At 70.7% G+C, this 21,724-nt stretch carries 21 protein-coding genes; 18 read left to right on the top strand and 3 right to left on the bottom strand.

The window, feature by feature from the left end:
* Positions 1 to 3: 3 nt before the first annotated feature.
* The gene (locus B7K22_RS11175; protein WP_084040513.1) at positions 4 to 807 is read right to left on the bottom strand and encodes a thymidylate synthase; all 804 of its coding nucleotides are present in this window, start codon (positions 805 to 807) and stop codon (positions 4 to 6) included.
* A gap of 137 nt (positions 808 to 944) precedes the next feature.
* On the opposite strand from B7K22_RS11175, the gene B7K22_RS11170 reads away from it, so the two are divergent.
* From B7K22_RS11170 to B7K22_RS11140, 7 genes are all read left to right on the top strand, one after another.
* Positions 945 to 1,496, top strand: coding sequence for a hypothetical protein (locus B7K22_RS11170; RefSeq protein WP_084040322.1), 552 nt, complete (start codon positions 945 to 947; stop codon positions 1,494 to 1,496).
* 39 nt (positions 1,497 to 1,535) lie between these two features.
* Positions 1,536 to 1,874, top strand: coding sequence for a cupin domain-containing protein (locus tag B7K22_RS11165; RefSeq protein WP_084040320.1), 339 nt, complete (start codon positions 1,536 to 1,538; stop codon positions 1,872 to 1,874).
* Positions 1,875 to 2,048: 174 nt separating this feature from the next.
* Positions 2,049 to 2,942 carry a 4-hydroxy-tetrahydrodipicolinate synthase gene (dapA, locus tag B7K22_RS11160; RefSeq protein WP_371327676.1) on the top strand — a complete coding sequence of 298 codons (894 nt, stop codon included), beginning with the start codon at positions 2,049 to 2,051 and terminating at the stop codon, positions 2,940 to 2,942.
* A 103-nt stretch (positions 2,943 to 3,045) separates the two neighbouring features.
* On the top strand, positions 3,046 to 4,632 hold the full coding sequence (locus tag B7K22_RS11155) for a ribonuclease J (protein WP_234983485.1): 1,587 nt from the start codon (positions 3,046 to 3,048) through the stop codon (positions 4,630 to 4,632).
* Positions 4,633 to 4,661: 29 nt separating this feature from the next.
* Entirely contained in the window at positions 4,662 to 5,231 is a 570-nt protein-coding gene (locus B7K22_RS11150) for a hypothetical protein (protein ID WP_084040316.1), read from the top strand.
* Between the two features lie 100 nt (positions 5,232 to 5,331).
* Complete coding sequence (locus tag B7K22_RS11145) at positions 5,332 to 7,968, top strand: DNA translocase FtsK 4TM domain-containing protein (protein WP_371327675.1); 2,637 nt, start codon at positions 5,332 to 5,334, stop codon at positions 7,966 to 7,968.
* Positions 7,953 to 10,223 (top strand): bifunctional diguanylate cyclase/phosphodiesterase, encoded by a 2,271-nt coding sequence (locus B7K22_RS11140; protein WP_084040312.1) that lies wholly within the window; start codon positions 7,953 to 7,955, stop codon positions 10,221 to 10,223. Before B7K22_RS11145 ends, B7K22_RS11140 begins: the two co-directional genes overlap by 16 nt.
* Positions 10,224 to 10,251: 28 nt before the next feature.
* Here the strand turns inward: B7K22_RS11140 and B7K22_RS11135 are convergent, their stop codons facing one another.
* Positions 10,252 to 11,613 carry a CapA family protein gene (locus B7K22_RS11135; protein ID WP_084040511.1) on the bottom strand — a complete coding sequence of 454 codons (1,362 nt, stop codon included), beginning with the start codon at positions 11,611 to 11,613 and terminating at the stop codon, positions 10,252 to 10,254.
* 48 nt (positions 11,614 to 11,661) lie between these two features.
* On the opposite strand from B7K22_RS11135, the gene pgsA reads away from it, so the two are divergent.
* The 11 genes from pgsA to B7K22_RS11080 all read left to right on the top strand — a co-directional run bounded on the left by pgsA (position 11,662) and on the right by B7K22_RS11080 (position 20,927).
* Positions 11,662 to 12,252 (top strand): CDP-diacylglycerol--glycerol-3-phosphate 3-phosphatidyltransferase, encoded by a 591-nt coding sequence (gene pgsA / locus B7K22_RS11130; protein WP_234983473.1) that lies wholly within the window; start codon positions 11,662 to 11,664, stop codon positions 12,250 to 12,252.
* Positions 12,239 to 12,754 carry a CinA family protein gene (locus tag B7K22_RS11125; protein WP_084040309.1) on the top strand — a complete coding sequence of 172 codons (516 nt, stop codon included), beginning with the start codon at positions 12,239 to 12,241 and terminating at the stop codon, positions 12,752 to 12,754. The genes pgsA and B7K22_RS11125 overlap by 14 nt, the downstream gene beginning before the upstream one ends.
* 91 nt (positions 12,755 to 12,845) lie before the next feature.
* Positions 12,846 to 13,157, top strand: coding sequence for a helix-turn-helix domain-containing protein (locus B7K22_RS11120; protein ID WP_084040307.1), 312 nt, complete (start codon positions 12,846 to 12,848; stop codon positions 13,155 to 13,157).
* 16 nt (positions 13,158 to 13,173) lie between these two features.
* Entirely contained in the window at positions 13,174 to 13,407 is a 234-nt protein-coding gene (locus B7K22_RS11115) for a DUF3046 domain-containing protein (protein WP_084040305.1), read from the top strand.
* Positions 13,408 to 13,641: 234 nt separating this feature from the next.
* On the top strand, positions 13,642 to 14,730 hold the full coding sequence (gene recA, locus B7K22_RS11110) for a recombinase RecA (RefSeq protein WP_084040510.1): 1,089 nt from the start codon (positions 13,642 to 13,644) through the stop codon (positions 14,728 to 14,730).
* A gap of 17 nt (positions 14,731 to 14,747) precedes the next feature.
* A complete protein-coding gene (locus tag B7K22_RS11105) occupies positions 14,748 to 15,266 on the top strand; it encodes a regulatory protein RecX (RefSeq protein ID WP_084040303.1) in 519 nt (172 codons plus the stop codon).
* A gap of 30 nt (positions 15,267 to 15,296) precedes the next feature.
* A complete protein-coding gene (gene rny / locus B7K22_RS11100; RefSeq protein WP_084040301.1) occupies positions 15,297 to 16,757 on the top strand; it encodes a ribonuclease Y in 1,461 nt (486 codons plus the stop codon).
* A 2-nt stretch (positions 16,758 to 16,759) separates the two neighbouring features.
* Complete coding sequence (gene miaB / locus B7K22_RS11095) at positions 16,760 to 18,301, top strand: tRNA (N6-isopentenyl adenosine(37)-C2)-methylthiotransferase MiaB (RefSeq protein WP_084040299.1); 1,542 nt, start codon at positions 16,760 to 16,762, stop codon at positions 18,299 to 18,301.
* A gap of 123 nt (positions 18,302 to 18,424) precedes the next feature.
* Positions 18,425 to 19,345 carry a tRNA (adenosine(37)-N6)-dimethylallyltransferase MiaA gene (gene miaA / locus B7K22_RS11090; RefSeq protein ID WP_200807433.1) on the top strand — a complete coding sequence of 307 codons (921 nt, stop codon included), beginning with the start codon at positions 18,425 to 18,427 and terminating at the stop codon, positions 19,343 to 19,345.
* 101 nt (positions 19,346 to 19,446) lie between these two features.
* Positions 19,447 to 20,340: a diaminopimelate epimerase gene (dapF, locus tag B7K22_RS11085; RefSeq protein ID WP_084040297.1), complete on the top strand. Its 894-nt coding sequence runs from the start codon at positions 19,447 to 19,449 to the stop codon at positions 20,338 to 20,340.
* 2 nt (positions 20,341 to 20,342) lie between these two features.
* Entirely contained in the window at positions 20,343 to 20,927 is a 585-nt protein-coding gene (locus B7K22_RS11080) for a YdeI family protein (RefSeq protein ID WP_234983472.1), read from the top strand.
* Positions 20,928 to 21,058: 131 nt separating this feature from the next.
* Here B7K22_RS11080 and B7K22_RS11075 read toward each other — a convergent pair whose 3' ends face one another.
* Complete coding sequence (locus tag B7K22_RS11075) at positions 21,059 to 21,667, bottom strand: class I SAM-dependent methyltransferase (protein ID WP_234983471.1); 609 nt, start codon at positions 21,665 to 21,667, stop codon at positions 21,059 to 21,061.
* Between the last annotated feature and the right edge of the window lie 57 nt (positions 21,668 to 21,724).

The following is a 21,724-nucleotide window of genomic DNA, read 5'->3' as shown; positions in this document are numbered from 1 at the left end:
GGATCAGACCGCGACGGGCGCCTTGATGCCCGGGTGGTGCTGGTAGTTCTCGATCACCACGTCCTCGATGTCGTAGTCGAACAGCGAGTCCTTGGCGGGCAGCGTGAGCATGGGATACGGGTAGGGGTCGCGCGACAGCTGCAGCTCGACCTGTTCGAGGTGATTGGAGTAGATGTGGCAGTCGCCGCCGGTCCACACGAAGTCGCCCACCTCGAGGTCGGTCTGGGCGGCGATCATGTGGGTGAGCAGCGCGTACGAGGCGATGTTGAACGGCACGCCAAGGAACAGGTCCGCGCTGCGCTGGTACAGCTGGCAGCTGAGCCGACCGTCCGCGACGTAGAACTGGAACAGCGCATGGCAGGGCGGCAGCGCCATCTCGTCGACGAGCGCAGGGTTCCACGCGCTCACGATGTGCCGGCGAGAGTCCGGCTTGGTCCGTATCGACTCGATCACGGCCGCGATCTGGTCCACGTGGCCGCCGCCGGGTGCGGGCCACGAGCGCCACTGGTAGCCGTACACCGGCCCCAGGTCGCCGTCGGCGTTCGCCCACTCGTCCCAGATGGAGATCCCGCGCTCCTGCAACCACCGCACATTGGTGTCGCCTCGCAGGAACCACAGCAGCTCGCCCACCACGGAGCGCACATGGACCCGCTTGGTGGTGATGAGCGGGAAGCCCCGCGACAGGTCGAAGCGCAGCTGGCGGCCGAACACGGACAGCGTGCCCGTCCCGGTGCGGTCGTCCTTGCGCGTGCCCTTCGCGAGCACGTCGCGCAGCAGGTCCTCGTACGGCGTGGGGATCGCGGCCATGGCGACAGCGTACGCCCGGGCGCTGACAGCGGGCCGCAGCGCCGATGCGCGTGGGGCGGGGACGTCGCGCGTGTGACCGGTCGGATGCGCCACACTAGGGGCATTCCACCGAGGGCAGGCGACAGGGAGAGAGCGCAATGAGCGAGACCAAGGGCGGCACGTCGGGCGACATCACGGTGACGAAGGAGTCGACGCGGACGGGGCTGAAGGTCACGGCCATCGTCACCGTCATCGCGCTAGCGCTCGGACTGTTCGGCGGCTGGGCGATCGCAGCCGCGAGCAACGACTCCGCCGAGGGCGACCTGTGGGTCATCCCAGCCAACGGCGCGACCGTCACCTCGGACACCATCACGCTGCTCGATCCAGCGTCCGTCGTCGTGGGCGTGACTCTCGAGGGCGACAGGGGCGCCACAGAGGCACCCATCTCCAAGGTCGTCCAGCAGTGGGACGATGTCTTCGGCGACACCACGCCGCGCGCCATCGTCGTCGGCACCGATGCGGGTGGCAGCCACTCCTTCATCGTCGAGCTGTCGAAGCCTTCGGCCTCGGCCGACGAGCTCACCTTCCCTGCGGTGGGCGTGGGCGGCGAGGCGATCCCCGGGTTCGAGGCCTCGCGGGCGACGCTCGTCATCGACGGCTCAGGCGAGCTCGAGGCCGCCGACGTCGAGGCGCTGATCGCGGCGGGCTGATCCTGCTCGCTCGGCCGTTGCGCGTTGCATGATGGTGGGATGGAGATCGTCGGCCTCGAGGCGCTCATCGACCAGCAGCTCGCGCTCGCGTACGACGAGCACAGCGGGCGCCACTCGATCACGCTCGTGGGGGACCACGAGCACGACCTGCGCCAGACGCTCATCGCGGTCGCGGGAGGCAATCGCCTCCACGAGCACGATGCGCCCGCCGAGGCCACGCTCCAGGTGCTGCGGGGCGAGGTGACCCTCACGGTGGGGGAGCGCGAGCTCGCGATGAGCGCGGGAGACTTTCTCGAGATCCCGCAGGCGAGGCACGGCCTCGAAGCGGTGACCGACTGCGCGATGCTTCTCACGGTGGCGACCCGCGGCGAACGGTGACGGGCGACGCCCACCCAGCAAGTGCATCGGCCCTCCCCGCGGTCGGTTCCGGTGCGTCAACCGCTCTACGTGCGCGAGTTGGGCCCAACTCGCTCGTTTAAGGGCCGCGATGAGCGAGATTCGACCACCACGAGCGCGCGGGAGCGATGGGCCTGGTCGCGATAGGTTATGCCCATGACGACCTCGCCCCCGTTCGGCACCGTGCTGACCGCCATGGTGACCCCGATGCACGCCGACGGCGAGCTCGACCTCGAGGCCTGCGCGCAGCTCGCGAAGCACCTGGTGGCGCACGGATCGGACGGACTCGTGCTGTCGGGCACGACCGGCGAGGCGCCCACCACCCACGCTCCCGAGAAGGTCGCCCTGATCCAGGCCGTCCGCGAGGCGGTGGGGCCGGACGTGACCCTCATCACCGGCGCCGGCTCGAACGACACCGCCCACGCGATCCGCATGGCGGAGCAGGGTGCCGAGGCCGGCGTCGACGGCATCCTCGCGCTGGTGCCGTACTACTCGAAGCCGTCCCAGAAGGGCATCGTCGCCCACCTCACGGCCATCGCGGCGGCGTCGGACCTTCCCGTGATGCTCTACGACATCCCCGGACGCACCGGCATCGCCCTCACCGATGACTCGTACGATGCGCTCGCGGCGGTCGAGACCATCGTCGCGAACAAGGACGCGACGGGCGCGGTCGAGCCCGCGAAGGACCGCATCGCGCGGACCGGTCTCGCCTGGTACTCGGGCGACGACCCCCTCACCCTCGACTTCCTGCGCGCCGGTGCCGTGGGAGTGGTCTCCGTGACCGCCCACGTCGCCGGCGAGCGCATCGCGGCGATGATCGCCGCACACGGCGCGGGCGACACCGCCCGCGCCGAGGCGCTGCACGACGAGCTGATGCCCGTCCACGACGCCATCTTCAACGGCCCCGGGGCCGCGAACGCCAAGGCGGCCATGCAGCTGCTCGGCGTCATCCCGGGGCGCCACTCTCGCCTGCCGCTGCTGCCGCTGGACGACGAGGAGCTCGCCGCTCTCGCCGCCGCGCTGCGAGCCGGCGGCGTTCCCGTTCCCTAGGAGACACGTGAACTTCCATCCCGAGCTGACCGAACCGAAGCCGCTGCTGCCCGGCACCCTGCGCATCGTCCCGCTGGGAGGCCTGGGCGAGGTGGGCCGCAACATGGCCGTCTTCGAGATCGACGGCCGCCTGCTCGTCGTCGACTGCGGCGTGCTGTTCCCCGAGGACCACCAGCCCGGCGTCGACCTGATCCTGCCGGACTTCGGCTACATCGAGGACCGTGTGGACGACATCGAGGCGATCGTGCTCACGCACGGCCACGAGGACCACATCGGCGCCGTTCCCTACCTGCTGCGCATGCGCCAGGACATCCCGCTCATCGGCTCCCAGCTGACGCTGGCCTTCATCGAGGCCAAGCTCAAGGAGCACCGGATGAAGCCCATCACCCTCGCCGTGAAGGAGGGGCAGCAGGAGCAGCTGGGGAAGTTCGGCCTCGAGTTCGTCGCCGTCAACCACTCGATCCCGGATGCGCTCGCGGTGTTCATCACGACCGACGCCGGCACCGTGCTGCACACGGGCGACTTCAAGATGGACCAGCTGCCGCTCGACGGCCGCATCACGGACCTGCGAGCGTTCGCGAAACTGGGCGAACGTGGCGTGGACCTGTTCATGACGGACTCGACCAACGCCGAGGCGCCCGGCTTCACCGCATCCGAGGTCGAGATCACGCCCGTGCTCGACCAGATGTTCTCGCAGGCGACCGGCCGCCTGGTGGTCGCCTCCTTCTCGAGCCACGTGCACCGCGTCCAGCAGGTCATCAACGCCGCGCACGCGCACGGCCGTCGCGTCGCTTTCGTGGGCCGCTCGATGGTGCGCAACATGAACATCGCTGCCGAGATGGGCTACCTCGACGTGCCGGCGAACATCCTCGTCGACGCCAAGAAGGCGGACGACATGCCGCCCGAGAAGGTCGTCTACATGTGCACCGGCTCGCAGGGCGAGCCCATGGCGGCGCTGTCCCGCATCGCGTCCCTCGACCACAAGCTCAGGGTCGGTCCCGGCGACATGGTGATCCTCGCCTCGTCCCTGATCCCGGGCAACGAGAACGCGGTCTTCCGCGTCATCAACGGGCTCATGCGCCTGGGCGCGACCGTTGTCCACCAGGGAAGCGCGCGCGTGCACGTCTCCGGGCACGCGAGCGCGGGCGAGCTGCTCTACTGCTACAACATCGTCAAGCCGCGCAACGTGATGCCGGTCCACGGCGAGGTTCGCCACCTGCTCGCCAACGGCAAGCTCGCGATGAAGACCGGCGTGCCGGAGAAGAACGTGATGTTCGCGGAGAACGGCGTCGTGGTGGACCTCAAGGACGGCCGCGCGCGCGTGGTGGGCGCCGTGGAGACGCACAACGTCTACGTCGACGGCTCCTCCGTGGGCGAGATCACCGACACCGAGCTCAAGGACCGCCGGATCCTGTCGGAGGAGGGCTTCGTCTCCGTGTTCGCGGTCATCGACTCCGCGAACGGCAAGGTGGTGTCCGGACCTGAGGTGCATGCGCGAGGACTGGCCGAGGACGACAGCGTCTTCGACGCGATCCTGCCGCAGATCAAGAACGCCCTGGAGGACGCCGCCCGCACCGGCTCGACCGACCAGCACCAGCTGCAGCAGGTGATGCGCCGGGTCCTCGGGCGCTACGTGGGCACCAAGCTGCGCCGCCGGCCCATGATCATCCCGATCGTCATCGAGTCGTAGGCTTCCGCTCGGGAGACACGGGAGGGCCGATGCGCGTGCTGGGGGCGGCGGGAGTGCTCGCGGGCGTGCTCGCGCTGACGGCGTGCGCACCGCAGACCGAGGTCGATGCCGCGGAGCTCTCGCTCGACGGTACGCGCGTGGCGGTCACCTTCGACTCGTGCAACGAGGCCGAGCCGGTACAGGTAGAGGAGAGCGAGGACGAGGTGAGGGTGACGCCGTCGGGCAGCGGCGGCCTGGTCGAGCTCGCGGGCGATGACTGCCAGGACTACGTCGTGGTGCAACTGGCGGATCCGCTGGGGGACCGGGCCCTGGTCAATGGCGCAACGGGCGCCGCGGTGGAGGTTGCGCCCGCGCCGCCCGAGAGCACGCTCGACTGGCCGTACGACCGGGATCGAGTGTCCGTCGTGGAGTACGAGGCCGCGCTCGATGACATGGTCGCGTGCCTCGAAGACGAGGACCCCCTCATCGACGCCTGGGTCACGCAGGAGCTCAACTGGCTGGGGTGGGACTTCGCGAAGGAGCCCGACGAGAACGGCACCGTGGAGGCGCCCGCGATCGCCGTGTGCGAGGAGCAGGTGCTGACGCCGCTGCGCGGCTGATCGTCGACGTCCATCGTCGTCTCCGGCGGCCACGTCGATAGCGCCGATGCGCGGGGTGGCAACCACGCATCTCGCCGATGCGCGGGTAGCGTCCGGTGACATGGCTCCGTCACGTTCCACGAGCACGCGCCCGAAGTCCCCGGCGTCACGTCCCAAGGCGCCCGAGAAGAAGCCCGCGCCGGCGATCCTGCGTGGAGTCGCGGCGATGGGCCGCGGCACGGCGGGCGCGGTGGGCGGCGGCGTGCGTCGGATCGGCCACGGCGCCAAGGAGGTGAGCCCCGACGTGCGCCGCGATGGGCTCGCCATCACGCTCGTCATCGCCGCGATCCTCATCGCCGCGCGCGAGTGGTGGGGCCTCGACTCGTGGGCCGGCACTGCCATCCACTGGGTGGTCGCCGGCACGTTCGGCGTCCTCGCGGTCGCGATGCCGATTGCGCTTCTGGCGTTCGCGATCAGGCTCTTCCGTGCCCCGGGCGAGGAGGAGGCCAACCACCGCATCACCCTGGGCGCGCTCATCCTGGTGCTCACCATCGACGGACTGATCCAGATCAACGCGGGCCTGCCGAGCCCCAACGTGGAGGGACTCGAGGCAGTCCAGGACGCGGGCGGCATCCTGGGCTACCTGGTCGGCACGCCGCTCGCGTGGGCGCTCACGGCTCCGCTCGCGGTCGTGGTGCTGGTCCTGCTCGCGCTGCTGGGCGTGCTCATCATCATCGGCAAGCCCATTCGCGAGGTGGTCGCCCACGTGCGCGCCTTCGTGGGACGGCTGCGCGGCCGCGACGAGCAGGCCGAGGACTACCTGGACCTGCCCGAGCACCGGACTCTTGACCGTGTCCCCGTCAAGGAGCCCAAGCACCGCCGCCGCCTGCTGAGCCGGAGCAAGGCCGAGCCGAGCCAGGACGACTCCCTCGACGCCTACGAGGCGGACGAGGCCTTCGCCAACGCCGCGAGCGTCGACCACTCGGAGTTCGACGAGATCATCAACCCCGGTTCGGCGTCCGCTGCGAGCGCAGCGACACCCGCGTACGGGACCGGCATGGCGGGGACAGAGGTGCTGTCCACCCGCCCGCTGTCGCCCTACGACCCCGCAGGCGAGGATGTCGACACCGCGGGGTACGACGTCCTGGCTGAACCGGCAAGGGAGCGTGCCGCGCCCCCGACCACGAGCATCGTCCCTGCGGGAGAGCAGGGAGAGCTCGAGAACTCCAGTCCGTACGTGCTGCCCGACATGGAGGTGCTCGCGAAGGGCGCCCCGCACAAGACGCGTTCCGCCGCGAACGACCGCGTCGTGGAGGCGCTCAGCGCGGTCCTCGAGGACTTTGGCGTCGACGCCCAGGTGACGGGCTTCACGCGCGGGCCGACGGTCACGCGCTACGAGGTGGAGCTGGGCCAGGGCGTCAAGGTCGAGCGCATCACCAACCTGTCCAAGAACATCGCCTACGCGGTGGCGAGCCCGGACGTGCGCATCCTGTCGCCCATTCCCGGCAAGAAGGCGATCGGCATCGAGATCCCCAACGTGGACCGCGAGACCGTGTCGCTGGGCGACGTGCTGCGCTCGCCGGCGGCCACCAAGAACGACCACCCCATGGCGATCGGCATCGGCAAGGACGTCGAGGGCGGCTTCGTGCTCGCCAACCTCGCGAAGATGCCGCACCTGCTGGTCGCCGGTGCGACGGGTGCCGGAAAGTCATCATTCGTGAACTCGATGATCACGTCGATCCTCATGCGCGCCACGCCCAACGAGGTGCGCATGGTGCTCGTGGACCCCAAGCGCGTCGAGCTCACCATCTACGAGGGCATCCCGCACCTCATCACGCCCATCATCACCGACCCCAAGAAGGCCGCGCAGGCCCTCGAATGGGTGGTGAAGGAGATGGACATGAGGTACGACGACCTCGCGCTGTTCGGCTTCAAGCACATCGACGACTTCAACAAGGCGGTGCGAGCGGGCAAGGTCAAGCCGCTTCCCGGCTCCGAGCGCACGATCACCACCTACCCGTACCTGCTGGTGATCGTCGACGAGCTCGCGGACCTGATGATGGTCGCCCCGCGCGACGTCGACGAGTCGATCCAGCGCATCACGCAGCTCGCGCGCGCCGCCGGCATCCACCTGGTGCTCGCCACGCAGCGCCCGTCCGTCGACATCATCACCGGCACCATCAAGGCGAACGTGCCGAGCCGCCTGGCATTCGCGACGAGCTCGCTGGCCGATTCGCGCGTGGTGCTCGACATGCCAGGCGCGGAGAAGCTCATCGGCCAGGGCGACGCCCTGTTCATGCCGATGGGGGAGTCCAAGCCGATGCGCGTGCAGGGATCGTGGGTGTCCGAGTCCGAGATCCATGCGGCTGTCGATCACGTCAAGAACCAGGCGAACCCCGTCTACCGCGAGGACGTCACGGTGGCGCAGGGTGGTGCGGCGGCGGTGGCCGAGGACATCGGCGACGACCTCGATGACCTCATCGCCGCGGCGGAGCTCGTCATCACGACCCAGCTGGGCTCGACCTCGATGCTCCAGCGCAAGCTCAAGATGGGCTTCGCCAAGGCTGGCAGGCTCATGGACCTGCTCGAGACGCGCGAGATCGTGGGCCCCTCCCAGGGCTCGAAGGCTCGTGAGGTATTGGTCACTCCTGATGAATTGGCATCGACGCTCGCTATTCTGCGAGGGGAGTCTCCCGCTAGCGTGGAGGCTTCGGCAGTCGATGACGATGCTGAGGGAGAGCCATGGGGTCAGTCGTAGCGCAGCTCGAGCAGCCAGCCGTGGCGATCACGGTGCTGGTGCTCGCGCTGGGTCTCGCCGCGCTGACCTTCTTCTCCTTCTGGCGCTCGTACCGTGCGCGCCAGACACGCGACGCGATGCTCGCGCGCGAGCGCCAGCTGCGCGGGCAGTTCGAGGCGGTGCTCTCCTCCGCTCGCGACGGCGTGCTGATCATCACCCAGACCGACGAGATCGCGTTGATGTCCGATGTCGCGGCGAGCATCCTCGACGTGAACCGCGCGGACGCCGTCGGACTGCCCATCGCGCGCCTCAACCTGCGGGCCGTCGACGACCAGCTGCGCCCCATCCTGCTGCGCGAGGCGTTCGGGGTGGGGCGCTCGGACGACCAGCCTCGCATCGTGGGAGTGCCTGGTCGCCGCGGCGACGACGACGTGCGCTGGATCCAGATCCGCTCGAAGGTCGCGCCCGACAGCCTCGACGACCGCCCCGTGACGGTCGTGACGATGATGGACACCTCGGGCCTGCGCGAGGCCGCCGAGGCGCTCAATCGATCCGACGCCCAGTTCCGCAAGGCGATGGAGAACGCCCCGGTCGGCATGGCGCTGGTCGACCTCGAGTGGCGCCTGATGGAGGTCAACCGCGCCTTCGCGGAGATGATGGGCTCCACTGTCGCCGCGCTGCGCGGGACGCCGTTCTCCGCGCTCAGCCACCCCCAGGACCTGCATGCGGAGCGCGACCAGCTGCAGCGCCTGTACGACGGCCATTCGAGCCGGTTCAGCGTCGAGAAGCGCTACGTGCGCGCCGACGGCAACGTGGTGTGGGCCGTGCTCGACGTGGGTCTGGTGCGCTACGCCGGCGGGGCGCCCGACCACTACGTGGTGCAGGTGCGGGACTCGACGGACGATCGCATGCACTCGGAGCTCATGGCCCACCGCGCGATGCACGACCCGCTCACGGGGCTGGCCAACCGCACGCTCCTGCAGGACGTGCTCCAGACGGTGCTCGAGCAGCCCGACGCGGAGACGCGGGTGGGTGTCATCGCCGTCGACCTCGATGGGTTCAAGGGCCTCAACGACCGGTTCGGCCACGCGATGGGGGACAACGCCCTCGTGCATGTCGCCGGCGTGCTGCGCACCGCCGCGGCAGGACGCGGCACGGTGTCGCGCATCGGCGGCGACGAGTTCGTCATCGTGGTCCAGGATCCCGACTGCTCGAAGGCGCTGTTCGACATCGCCGGAGCGATCCACCATGGCCTCAAGCGTCCCGTGCAGGTTAAGCGACACCAGATCACGCTCCACGCCTCGGTGGGCATCGCGATGGCCGACGAGGAGACCATCTCGGGCGGCGCGCCCAGCCTGCTGAGCGCCGCGGACGCCGCGATGTACCGCGCCAAGTCGACGGGCAAGTCGCGCACCGTCGTCTACGAGCCGTCGATGCGCACCACCACGGATGCGCAGTCCGCCCTCGCCTCCGACCTGGTCGCCGCCATCGAGGCCCGCCAGCTGGTCCTGCACTATCAGCCCATCCTCGAGCTCGCGACGCGCACCATCGTCGGCTACGAGGCGCTGGTGCGCTGGCAGCACCCGACCAGAGGCCTGCTGCTGCCGTCCGCGTTCCTGCCGCTCATCCACGACAAGAACCTGTCCGTGGCGCTCGGCACGGCGCTCGTGGACCAGGCCGCGGAGTTCCTCGCGCACGGCCCGTCGACCACCACGTGGGTGTCTCTCAACGTGAGCGCGGATCAGCTGGGCGACTCGGAGTTCGCGGACCGCGTGCTGAGCGCGATCGGCCGCTACCACCTGAGTCCGCAGCGCCTGGTGGTCGAGCTCACCGAGGCCTCGCTGGTCGCGCCCAACACGCGGATCCGTCACGAGCTCACCGAGCTGCGCAACGCCGGCGTGCCGATCCTCCTCGACGACTTCGGCACCGGCGTGTCGCCACTGAGCTACCTGCGCGATCTGCCCGTCTCCGGTGTGAAGCTCGACATGTCGTTCGTGGCAGGCATCCCCGAGGATCCCGCCGGCGCGCGGGTGTCGCGAGCGCTCGGCGCCCTCGCGAGGGAGCTCGGGCTCGCGACGATCGCCGAAGGCATCGAGACGGAGGCGCAGGCGGAGTTCCTCGCGAACTGCGGGTGGCGCTACGGTCAAGGATGGCTGTTCGGCGTGGCGCAGCCGCCCACCGCGGTCGGGGACTCGCACCCGCAGTTCACCACGAGCCTCATCGAGCCGCGACCGCAGGAGATCGATGCGGCGTACGCGGACGAGCGGCTCGGCTGAGCGCGCATCGGCGCTCGACCAGCCGAGCCTACGTCCCCTCCGGCGTGCCCTCCTCGCGCCACCGCAGCCGCGCGTCCACGCTGGCCGCGAGCGCCGCAGCCGGGGTGGTCCGCTCGCGCGCCTCGTCGCCCACGGCCGCGGACACTCGAGCGAGTCGCGCCTGCGCCTCGCTCGCTGAGATCGACGCCGTGCCCGTGTCCTCGATGTCCCGCAGCACGTGCATGGTGTGCGAGTCGAGCCGGTCGACGGTGATCGCCGTCCATTCGACGGACACGTCCACGTCGCCGTCCGGAGCGACCGTGATCGTGGAGGTCGTGATGTAGCCCGAGTTGGTGTCGGCGACGCAGCACTGCGTGTCCTGGTTCGACAGGTAGTTGCCGTGTCCGAAGGCTGTCCACATGCCGTCGCCGCCGGGGCCGCCGGGCAGCAGCTCGATGGGCTGGGGGACGTGCGCGTGGTGACCGAGGTAGAGATCCACCAGGCCGGACTCGGCGATCTGGCTCGCGATCGAGCGCTGAACCTCGCCCGGTGCGACGCGGTACTCCACGCAGCAGTGGACGGACGCGACCACCACGTCGGCGCCGTCGTCCCGCGCCCGCTGCGCAGCCTCGAGGATGGGCTCGACGTTCGCGTCATCAGCATTGAAGGTGTCCACCGCCCATGGCTTGCCCTCTGGCTTGGGCAGGCCGTTGAGGCCGTAGGTGAACGAGATGCTGGCGACGTCCACGACGCGCCCCTCAGAGCGCACGGAGTACAGCTGGGTCGCCAGGAACTCCTGCTCGGTGCGCGCGGTGCCCGAATGGCCCATGCCCGCGGCGTCGAACGCGTCGAGCGTCGTCTCGAGGCCGGCGAAGCCTCGGTCGACAGAGTGGTTCGAGGCGACCGAGCAGCCGGTCCATCCCTCGGCATCCAGGGCCGGGATCAGCTCCGCTGGCGCCCCGAACACGGGGTAGCCGGACGGCTGCGTTCCCTCGGGCGCGACAGGCACCTCGATGTGGCACAGCGACAGGTCGGCGCCGCCCACGTATGGTCGCACGTTCTCCATGAGCGGCCCGAAGTCGTACTCGCCGCCACCTGCCCTCTCAGCGCTGCGCAGCACGGGGCCGTGGGTGAGGATGTCGCCCCCCGCGACCAGGGTGAAGGCGACGTCGGGTTCGGGCTCGGGGGAGGGGCTGGGCTCGGCCTCGGGGCTGGGCAGAGCCGATGCGCTGGCGGAGGGGGAGACGAGGGGCTCGCCTGAGGCGGTGGGAGCCGCGGCGGAGGTGTCAGGGGGCGTGGTCGCGCCGAGCGCGGCCCAGCCGACGGCCGCCAGCAGCATGCCGGCCGCTGCGGCCACGGCGATCGCCGCTCCTCGAGGCGGGTGCGAGCGGGCGTGGACGGGTGACGGCATGGCGCCCATTATCGCGGAGGCTGCGCACGTCACCGTTAGGGTGTGCGTGTGAGCGCCGCCGTCCCCAACCTCCTCACCGCAGCGCGTCTGGTCGCCGTGCCGATCGTGATGTGGCTGTTGATCGCGGACGCGGGCGCCGACGGTCCGCTGCGATGGTGGGCGCTGGTGCTGTTCGCGCTTGCCGCCGCGACCGACTACCTCGACGGCGCGCTCGCTCGCCGGTGGGGCGTGGTCTCCGTGTTCGGCAAGCTCGCGGATCCCATCGCCGACAAGGCGCTGATCCTGGGCGCGCTCGGCTGCCTCGCGTACGTCGACTCCCTGCCGTGGTGGCCGCTGATCGTGCTGGTCGTGCGCGAGGTCGGCGTCACGCTCGGCCGTCTCGCCGTGGCGGCGGACACGGTGATCGCCGCGTCGACGGGCGGCAAGGTCAAGACCGTCCTCCAGCTCGCCGCGCTGACGCTGCTCATGTGGCCTGCCGGCCCGGCGTGGTTCGCCACGGTCGGATGGTGGATCCTCATCGCCGCCGTGGCCGTCGCGGTTGTCACGGGCGTCGACTACGCGCGGCGCATCGCGGCCGCGGCTCGGTCCACGCGGCCGACGAGACCAGTTTCCCAGAAGGACGCGGATGCCGGCGCCTGACGACGCCGTGACCGCGGTGGAGGTGGTCGACGCCGCGGTGGCGGCGGGCGTCACGGTGGCGACCGCAGAGTCGCTGACCGGAGGCGCTCTGTGCGGCGCGCTCGTCGACGTGCCCGGGGCCTCGGCCACGGTGCTCGGGGGCGTGGTCGCCTACCAGGCTCAGGTCAAGGTCGCGGTGCTGGGCGTCGCTGCGGAGGTGATGAGGGACCGCGGCGTCGTGTCGGAGGAGACGGCGATCGCGATGGCGCGCGGCGTGTGCGACGTGACAGGCGCTGAGCTGGGCGTGTCGACCACCGGGGCCGCGGGTCCCGATGCGCATGACGGCGCGGCGGCTGGCACGGTCTGCATCGCGGTGTGGGTCGACGGCGCCGCTCGCTCCAGGACGCTGGTGCTCCCCGGTGACCGCGCCGTGGTGCGCGCCGGCGCGGTGACCGCTGCGCTGGCGCTCGTGGCCGAGGCACTGGACGAGCGCATCGGCCGTTCTGCCGAGAGCCAAACGTGACCTGGCCGTCGTGGACTGAGGGAACACCCCTGGGGTACCCTGCGTTAGACGTGACGTGAAAGACATGAGCGCCACCACTGGGAGGATCCGCATGCCCGTTCTGCGCAACGAGATCGGCGACGTCCTGAGGGACGCGCGCCTGACCCAGGGCAGGACGCTGCGCGACATCTCCTCGGGGGCCCGCGTGTCCCTCGGCTATCTATCCGAGGTGGAGCGCGGCCAGAAGGAGGCCTCCTCCGAGCTGCTGGCATCCATATGCGAGGCGTTGGACGTCCCCATGTCCGCTATCCTGCGCGAGGTCTCCGGACGCTTCGAGACGGCCGAGTCGCTCGACTCCGTGGGCGTCATGCCGACCATTCCGGACACGGTCCCCGAGCTGCTCGGCGAGGTCCGCGCTCGCTGATGCTGGCCGTGCACTAGTGCGCCACAGTCAGTTCTGGGCCCTGCTCGACGACGTGTTCGGCGAGGCGTATGCCGGCACCCTCGCGCGCGAGCTCGCGCTCGACGCCCTCGACTCGCGCACGTGCCGGGACGCCCTCGACGACGGCGTCCCGCCCCGCGACGTCTGGCACGCGCTCTGCGACCAGATGGACATCCCGATGGAGCGTCGCGACGGCGGCCGCCGGGAACGAGCGGTGCCCCCTCCTCGCTGAGTCCTCTCGCCGTGCGCTGGCTCTGTGGGTGGCGGCCCGCGACCGCGCGCGACACGCCCGGCGCCAGCGCTTCCTTTCGAACATGCGTTCGATTACCCTGGTCACAGGACGGCTCCCGCGCCGGCCCTCCACAGCCGGAAGGGCACCACGGGGAGCCGATGTCAGAGGCGCGTCATAGCGTGGATGACATCACGACAGGTCGCGGCAGGAACGCCGCCGATGATGGGAGACGACATGGCACAGGCGGCAGACCGTTCGAAGGCGCTCGACGCGGCGCTAGGACAGATCGACAGGCAGTTCGGCAAGGGATCGGCGATGCGGCTGGGCGAGCAGCAGCGCGTCGCGGTCGAGGCGATCCCCACGGGTTCGGTGGCGCTCGACATCGCGCTCGGCATCGGTGGGCTCCCGCGCGGCCGCGTGGTCGAGATCTATGGACCCGAGTCCTCCGGAAAGACCACCGTCGCGCTTCACGCCGTCGCCAACGCCCAGCGCGCGGGCGGCACGGCCGCCTTCATCGATGCGGAGCACGCGCTCGACCCCGAGTACGCGAAGAAGCTCGGCGTCGACACCGACAACCTCATCGTCTCTCAGCCCGACACCGGCGAGCAGGCCCTCGAGATCGCGGACATCCTGGTGCGGTCGGGCGGCGTCGACATCCTCGTGATCGACTCGGTGGCGGCGCTCGTGCCGAAGGCCGAGATCGAGGGCGAGATGGGGGACAGCCACGTGGGTCTCCAGGCCCGACTGATGTCGCAGGCGCTGCGCAAGATCACCGGCGCGCTCAACACGACCGGCACCACCGCGATCTTCATCAACCAGCTGCGCGAGAAGATCGGCGTGTTCTTCGGCTCTCCCGAGACCACCACGGGCGGCAAGGCGCTCAAGTTCTACTCGTCGGTGCGGCTCGACGTGCGTCGCATCGAGACCCTCAAGGAGGGCACGGAGCCGGTGGGCAACCGCACCCGCGTCAAGGTCGTCAAGAACAAGATGGCCCCGCCCTTCAAGCAGGCCGAGTTCGACATCCTCTACGGCCAGGGGATCTCGAAGGAGGGCGGCATCATCGACCTGGGCGTCGAGCACGGCTTCGTCAAGAAGTCCGGCGCCTGGTACACCTACGAGGGCGACCAGCTGGGCCAGGGCAAGGAGAACGCCCGCAACTTCCTCAAGGACAACCCCGAGCTCGCCGTCGAGATCGAGAAGAAGATCAAGACCAAGCTTGGCATCGGAGTTGCTCCGGGCGAGGCTGACCAGTCGCCCGCGCTCGCGCCGGAGGACGACGTCCAGGCGCAGGCGAAGGTCGCCAAGGAGCGCGCGACCTTCTGACGTCGCCCGCCTCACCCATGTCCCAGCGCGCTCGGCAGCGATCCGCACCCACGACACCAGCGGACCCTGCCGAGCGCGCACGGGAGATCGCCCTGCGGCTGCTCACGCACTCGGCGCGCTCCACCGCGCAACTGCGCGAGGGGCTGCTCAAGCGCGAGGTCGAACCGGGAATCGCGGATCAGATCGTCGCGCGCTATGTGGAGGTCGGCCTGCTGGACGATGGCGCCCTCGCCGCCTCGATCGCACGCGCGCGTCACTCCGAGCGTGGCGCGTCTCGCCGGGCGATCCACCAGGAGCTGCGACGCAAGGGCTTCGGCACCGACCACATCGACGCCGCGCTGGACCAGATCAGCGGCGACGACGAGCACGAGGCGGCACGCTCGCTCGCCCTCAAGCGTTGGAGATCATTGCAGGCCCATGACGAGCAGACGCGCGTGCGGCGTGTGGTCGCGATGCTCGGGCGCAAGGGCTATTCGCCCGAGATCGCCTTCGGGGTTGTGAAGGAGCTGCAACGTGCCGATAGAGCAGGCGACTAGCATGCCCTGAGACAGAAGGAGGGGAGCCGCGTGCCTCAGCTGATCGCCACCGTGGTGACCCTCATCCTGCTGCTCGTGTCCACGCTCGTGGTGCACTTCGCGCGACGCGAGGCGGCGGAGATCCGCCGCTCCACCTCAGCGGAGACGCAGGAGATGCGCGAGGAGGCGCGCGAGCTGCGCTCCGAGGCGCAGCGCCGGGAGGAGCGCGTCGCGCAGCGCGAGAAGGACCTCGCCGCGAGCCAGAGCGCGACCCAGAAGTTCCAGCGGACCCTCGATGAGCGGGCGTCCGTGATCGCGCGCGACGAGCGCCGCCTCGCGGATCAGCGTGCAGGCCTGGAGAGGCGAGAGCAGGAGGCGCTGGCAGCCGTGGCCGGCCTCACCGCGAAGGAGGCCCGCGAGCGCCTCATCGCGGACCAGGTCAAGGCAGCGAAGGACGCTGCGCTCGTCGAGGTGCGGCGCGTCGAGCGTGCGACCCGGGAGGACGCGCAGCGCCGCGCCAGGGAGGTGCTCGTGCAGGCGATGCAGCGCCAGACAGGCGAGGCCGCCAGCGAGACGGCGACCACCTGGATCGACCTGCCCAGCGAGGAGATGAAGGGTCGCATCATCGGCCGCGAGGGACGCAACATCCGGGCCTTCGAGGCGCTGACGGGCGTGAACGTGATGGTCGAGGAGGGCGTCAACGCGGTCCAGCTGTCCTCCTTCGACGTCGAGCGGCGCGAGATCGCCGAGGTCACCCTTCGCGACCTGGTCGAGGACGGGCGCATCCAGCCCCAGCGCGTGGAGGCGGCCTATGCCCGTGCGGTCGCCGACGTCGACCAGCGCCACCTGGATGCGGGCCTCGACGCGATCGAGAGCGCCGGCGTGCGCGGCATCCCCCAGGAGGTCGCTGCCACTCTGGGCCGGCTGCGCCTGCGCACCTCGTACGGTCAGAACGTCCTGAGCCACCTGGTCGAGTCCGCCCGGATCGCGGGCGACATCGCTCTCGAGCTCGGCGCGGACGCTGAGCTCGCGCGGCGCGGCGCGTTCCTGCACGACATCGGCAAGGCCTTCACGCATGAGCGCGAGGGGACCCACGCCGCGATCGGGGCCGCCTACGCCAAGGAGCACGGCGAGAGCGAGCACGTCGTCAACGCCATCGCGGCCCACCACGACGAGGTGCCGCAGGAGACGCTCGAGGCGGTCATCGTGCAGGTCGCGGACGCGGTGTCGGCCTCGCGCCCGGGAGCACGTCGCGAGGACGCCGACGGCTACGTCGAGCGCATGGAGAGCCTCGAGCACCTCGTGGCCGAGCATGAAGGCGTGGTGAAGGTGGTCGCGATGGCAGCCGGCCGCGAGGTGCGCGTGGTCGTCGAGCCCGACGTCGTGGACGACGCGGGCACGCGCGACCTGGCGCGTACAATTGCTGAGCACATCAGCAAGGACTTCAGCTTCGCTGGAGAGATCAAGGTGACCGTGATCCGCGAGCTTCGCGCGGACGCCGTCGCAGGGTAGGCATGACTGACACCGCACTCGCACCCACGTACCTGGTCAGGACGCTCGGGTGCCAGATGAACGTCCACGACTCCGAGCACATGGCCGGACTGCTCGAGGGCGCCGGCTACACCGCTGCGCCCGCGGGCGAGGACGTGGCGGACGTGGTCGTCATCAACACGTGCGCGGTGCGCGAGAACGCCGCGACTCGCCTGTACGGCAACCTCGGCCAGCTCGCGTCCGTCAAGGCGCGTCGGCCCGGCATGCAGATCGCCGTCGGAGGCTGCCTCGCGCAGAAGGACCGCGGCGAGATCGTCGAGAAGGCGCCGTGGGTGGACGTGGTCTTCGGCACCCACAACCTCGACGTGCTGCCCGTCCTGCTCGAGCGCGCCCGCCACAACGCTCAGGCCCAGGTCGAGATCGAGGAGTCCCTGCAGGTCTTCCCGTCGACGCTGCCCAGCAGGCGGGACGCGATCGCGTCAGCGTGGGTGTCCATCTCCGTGGGCTGCAACAACACGTGCACCTTCTGCATCGTGCCGAGCCTGCGAGGCAAGGAGCGCGACCGTCGGCCGGGCGAGATCCTCGCCGAGATCGAGGCGCTCGTCTCCCAGGGCGTGATCGAGGTGACGCTGCTGGGGCAGAACGTCAACTCCTACGGCATCGAGTTCGGCGATCGCGGCGCCTTCGCGAAGCTGCTGCGAGCCTGCGGCGAGATCGACGGGCTCGAGCGCGTGCGCTTCACCTCGCCCCACCCGGCGGCGTTCACCGATGACGTCATCGACGCCATGGCGACCACCCCCACCGTCATGCCGAGCCTGCACATGCCGCTCCAGTCCGGCTCGGACGCCGTGCTGCGCGCCATGCGCCGGTCCTACCGCTCGGCCAAGTATCTCGGGATCCTCGAGCGCGTGCGCGCGGCCATGCCCCACGCGTCGATCACCACGGACATCATCGTCGGGTTCCCCGGCGAGACCGAGCAGGACTTCGAGGACACGCTGCGCGTGGTGGAGGCGTCCCGATTCTCGAGCGCCTTCACCTTCCAGTACTCCCCGCGGCCAGGCACGCCGTCCTTCGAGCTGCCCGAGATCCCGGCCGACGTCATGAAGGAGCGCTACGGCCGCCTCCAGGAGCTGCAGGAGCGCATCTCACTCGAGGAGAACCGCGCGATCGTCGGCCGCACGGTCGAGCTGTTGGTCCTCGACTCCGATGGCAAGGCCTCGGGCGGGCGCAAGGACGCCGCCCGCTCGCGACTGTCCGGGCGCGCGCCCGACAACCGGCTCGTGCACTTCACCGTGCCCGACGGCGCCCCGGCGCCGCGGCCAGGCGACCTGGTCACCGTCGACGTGACGCATGGCGCCCCCTTCCACCTCATCGCCGACAGCGGCGTCGCGGGCGGCACGTACGCCGTGCGGCGCACGCGCGCCGGCGATGCCTGGGATGCGGTGAGGTCCGGCGAGCACGACCACGGCTCCGGAGGCTGCGGATCGACCTGCGGCACCGCCTCGCCTGCCGCAGGCGGGCCGGTGGGCCTGGGCATCCCGACCCTGCGCGCCGCCGGCGCCTGAGCCGCGCATGGCCGAGCAGCCGGCACGCGCATCGGCGCCGTCCCCAGCAGCGCAGCTGAGGCTCTTGCTGGGCACCGTGCTGCTGCGCGGCGCTCCTGGACCCTCCGCGCGGGGGGAAGTTCTGTGACGCCGCTCGCCGCGATCGCGCTGGTAGGCGCGACCGCCGCAGGGAAGTCGGCGCTGTCACTGGAGCTCGCCGAGCGGCTCGGAGGCGAGGTCGTCAACGCAGACTCGATGCAGTTCTACCGCGGCATGGACATCGGCACGGCGAAGCTGACGGTCGCGCAGCGGCGGGGGATCGCCCACCACCAGCTCGACACGCTCGATGTCACGGAGGACGCGTCCGTAGCGCGATTCCAGCGCGAGGCGCGCGCGGACATCGACGCGATTCACGAGCGCGGCGGGCGCGCGATCGTGGTCGGCGGCTCGGGGCTCTACGTGCGTGCGCTGCTCGATCGCTTCGCGTTCCCGCCCACCGACCCCGCCGTGCGTGCTCGTCTCGAGGCACGCGCTCAGGAGCAGGGGCCGGGGATGCTGCACCGCGAGCTCGCCGCCGCCGACCCCGCCGCCGCGGCCCGCATCCCTGCACAGAACGCCAAGCGGATCGTGCGCGCTCTCGAGGTGATCGAGCTCACGGGACAGCCCTTCTCGAGCACGCTTCCCACGCTCGAGTACGAGATTCCCGCGGTTCAGGTGGGGCTCGCGATCTCCTACGAGGAGCTCGACCCGCGCATCGAGGCTCGCGTCGATCAGATGTGGGAGCTCGGGCTGGTCGACGAGGTGCGCGCGCTCGAGGCGCGTGGGCTGCGCGATGGCGTGACCGCCCGGCGCGCCGTGGGCTACGCCGAGACGCTGCGACACCTCGACGGCGAGCTCGATGAGGCCTCGACCCGGGCGCTCATCCAGCAGTCCACGCGCCGGCTCGCGCGCAAGCAGGCCAAGTGGTTCCGCCCCGACAGCCGGGTCCGCTGGATCGATGCGCCGCGCGACCTCGCGGACCTGGACCGCGCGGCGACCGACGCCATCGCCGCCGCGACCGCTTGAGCCCGTTGCAACGGCGGCGCCGTGACGAAGGGTGGACGCTGCGGCCGGCGAGCCGTCACGCCGAGCATCTCGCTGTCGGGCCTCGCGGGTAGCCTGGTCGCATGGCTCACCTGCGCTTCACCAAGGGACACGGCACGGAGAACGACTTCGTGCTGCTGCTCGACGAGCGCGGGGAGATCGACCTCACGCCCGAGCTCGTCCGGTTCCTGTGCGACCGGCGAGCGGGAATCGGCGCGGATGGCGTGATCCGTGCCGTGCGCGCAGGCTCGCTGCCGGCCGGCGCCGGGCTGAGCGACAGCACCTGGTTCATGGACTATTGGAACGCGGATGGATCGACGTCCGAGATGTGCGGCAACGGCGCGCGCGTCTTCGCCGCATTCCTCGAGCGTGAGACAGGGGCGGACCTCTCCGGCGGGCTCACCATCGGCACCCGCGGCGGGACGCGCACGCTGACCTCGCTGGGCGCCGGCGTGTTCGCCGTCGGGATGGGCGAGTTCCGCATCGCCGATGCGCCTGGTGGCTTCGACGTCGAGGTGGAGGCGGTGGGGCTCACCCCCGCACGCCCCGGACTGTCGGTGGACCTCGGCAACCCCCACCACGTCGTGGCGCTCGCTTCCGTGGCGGAGCTCGAGGCTCTCGACCTGACGCGTGCGCCTCGCGTGAGCCCCGCGCCGCCTGCCGGCTCGAACGTCGAGTTCGTGGTCACGCGCGGCGGCGAGGTGCGCGAGGGGATCGAGCGCGGGCGCGTCAGGATGCGCGTGCACGAGCGCGGCTCGGGAGAGACGCGCTCGTGCGGTACGGGCGCGTGCGCCGTGGCGCTGGCCGTGCGCTCCTGGGCGGGCGAGGGCTCACCCGACGTCTGGGACGTCGAGGTGCCGGGTGGCATGGTGACGGTGCGCGTCATCGGCACTCGCACCGTCCTCGAGGGGCCAGCCGTGCTGGTCGCGGAGGGCGAGGTCGACGTGTCCTTGGTGGCCGCCGCGGTCGCCGCCTGACCGTGCACCCCATCGACGCGGCGCCTGACGGACGCGAGCGCATCCATCCGGAGAGCGCCGCGGAGTGGAGGGCGTGGCTCGCCGAGCATCATCGCCGCACCCAGGGGACCTGGGTGGTGCGCTGGCTGGCCGCGAGCGGGCGCGAGTCCCTGACCTACGAGCAGCTGGTCCGTGAGCTGCTGTGCTTCGGCTGGATCGACTCGACGGCCGGCGCGATCGATGCCGACAGGTCGATGCTGTGGTGCGCACCGCGCAAGAAGGGCTCGATGTGGTCGCGCGTGAACAAGAACCGGGTGGCCGAGCTCGAGAGCGCCGGGCTCATCGAGGCGCAGGGCATCGCGGTCATCGAGCGTGCGAAGGCCGACGGCTCGTGGACGCTGCTCGACGACGTCGAGGACCTGACCGTCCCAGAGGACCTCGCGGCGGCTCTCGCGGCACGGCCCGGCGCGCGAGAGCACTTCGACGCGTTCCCGCCCTCGGCGCGCAAGTACGCGCTCACCCAGCTCGTGCTCGCGAAGCGACCCCAGACGCGCGCGAAGCGCGTCACCGCGATCGCCGACGCCGCAGCCAAGGGCGAGCGGCTCTAGCAGCGTTCCCCGCGCATCGGCCCTGCCGGCATCCTGGTGGTCGATTCCAGTGCATCAAGGCCCGTAGATGCGCGAGTTGGGCCCAACTCGCGCGTGTCGGGGCGGGTGGTCGCAGGGCATCGCGGCTTCGGTCAGCCCGCGGTGCGAATGAGCCGCAGCACCCGGAAGCCCTTGGCGCTCGCGACCTTGGTGACCTCACCCCAGCCCTGATCGGCGATCCATCGCGCGAGGGAGTCCGCGCCGAGATTGCGCTGCACGACGAGCCATGCCTCGCCGCCCGGCGCGAGGCGCGGCAGCCACGTCGCCAAGAGCGTGTGCAGCGCCTCCTTGCCGATGCGGATGGGCGGGTTGGACCAGATGGCATCGAACTGCAGGTTCGCGGGGACATCGTCGGGCTCGAGCGCGGCCACCTGACCTGCGACCCCCAGGCGCTCCGCGTTCCGCGCCGTGAGGTCGAGCGAGCGGCGATTGACGTCGACGGCGGTGACCCGCGCATCGGCCGTCCGCAGGGCCGCGGTGAGGGCGAGCGGTCCCCAGCCGCACCCCAGGTCGAGCACCTCGCCCGAGGGAGCGGGAGGAAGGTGGCGCAGCAGCACCTGCGTGCCCAGATCGACGTGGCCCGGGGAGAAGATGCCTGCGGCGGTCTCGACCTCGACGTCGCGCCCGGCGAGGGACACCGTGATGAGGCGGCGCTCGTCGGCCGAGGCCGGCTGCGCGCTGAAGTAGTGGTCCTCGCTCACCCGAGCGAGCGTACCGCTGGTGGTGTGTGGCGGCGGCCGATGCGACAATGGGACGAG

Origin of the sequence: Demequina sp. NBRC 110053, from assembly GCF_002090095.1 — a bacterium.
GTDB lineage: Bacteria > Actinomycetota > Actinomycetes > Actinomycetales > Demequinaceae > Demequina.
This window is presented reverse-complemented; position numbering and strand designations above follow the sequence as displayed.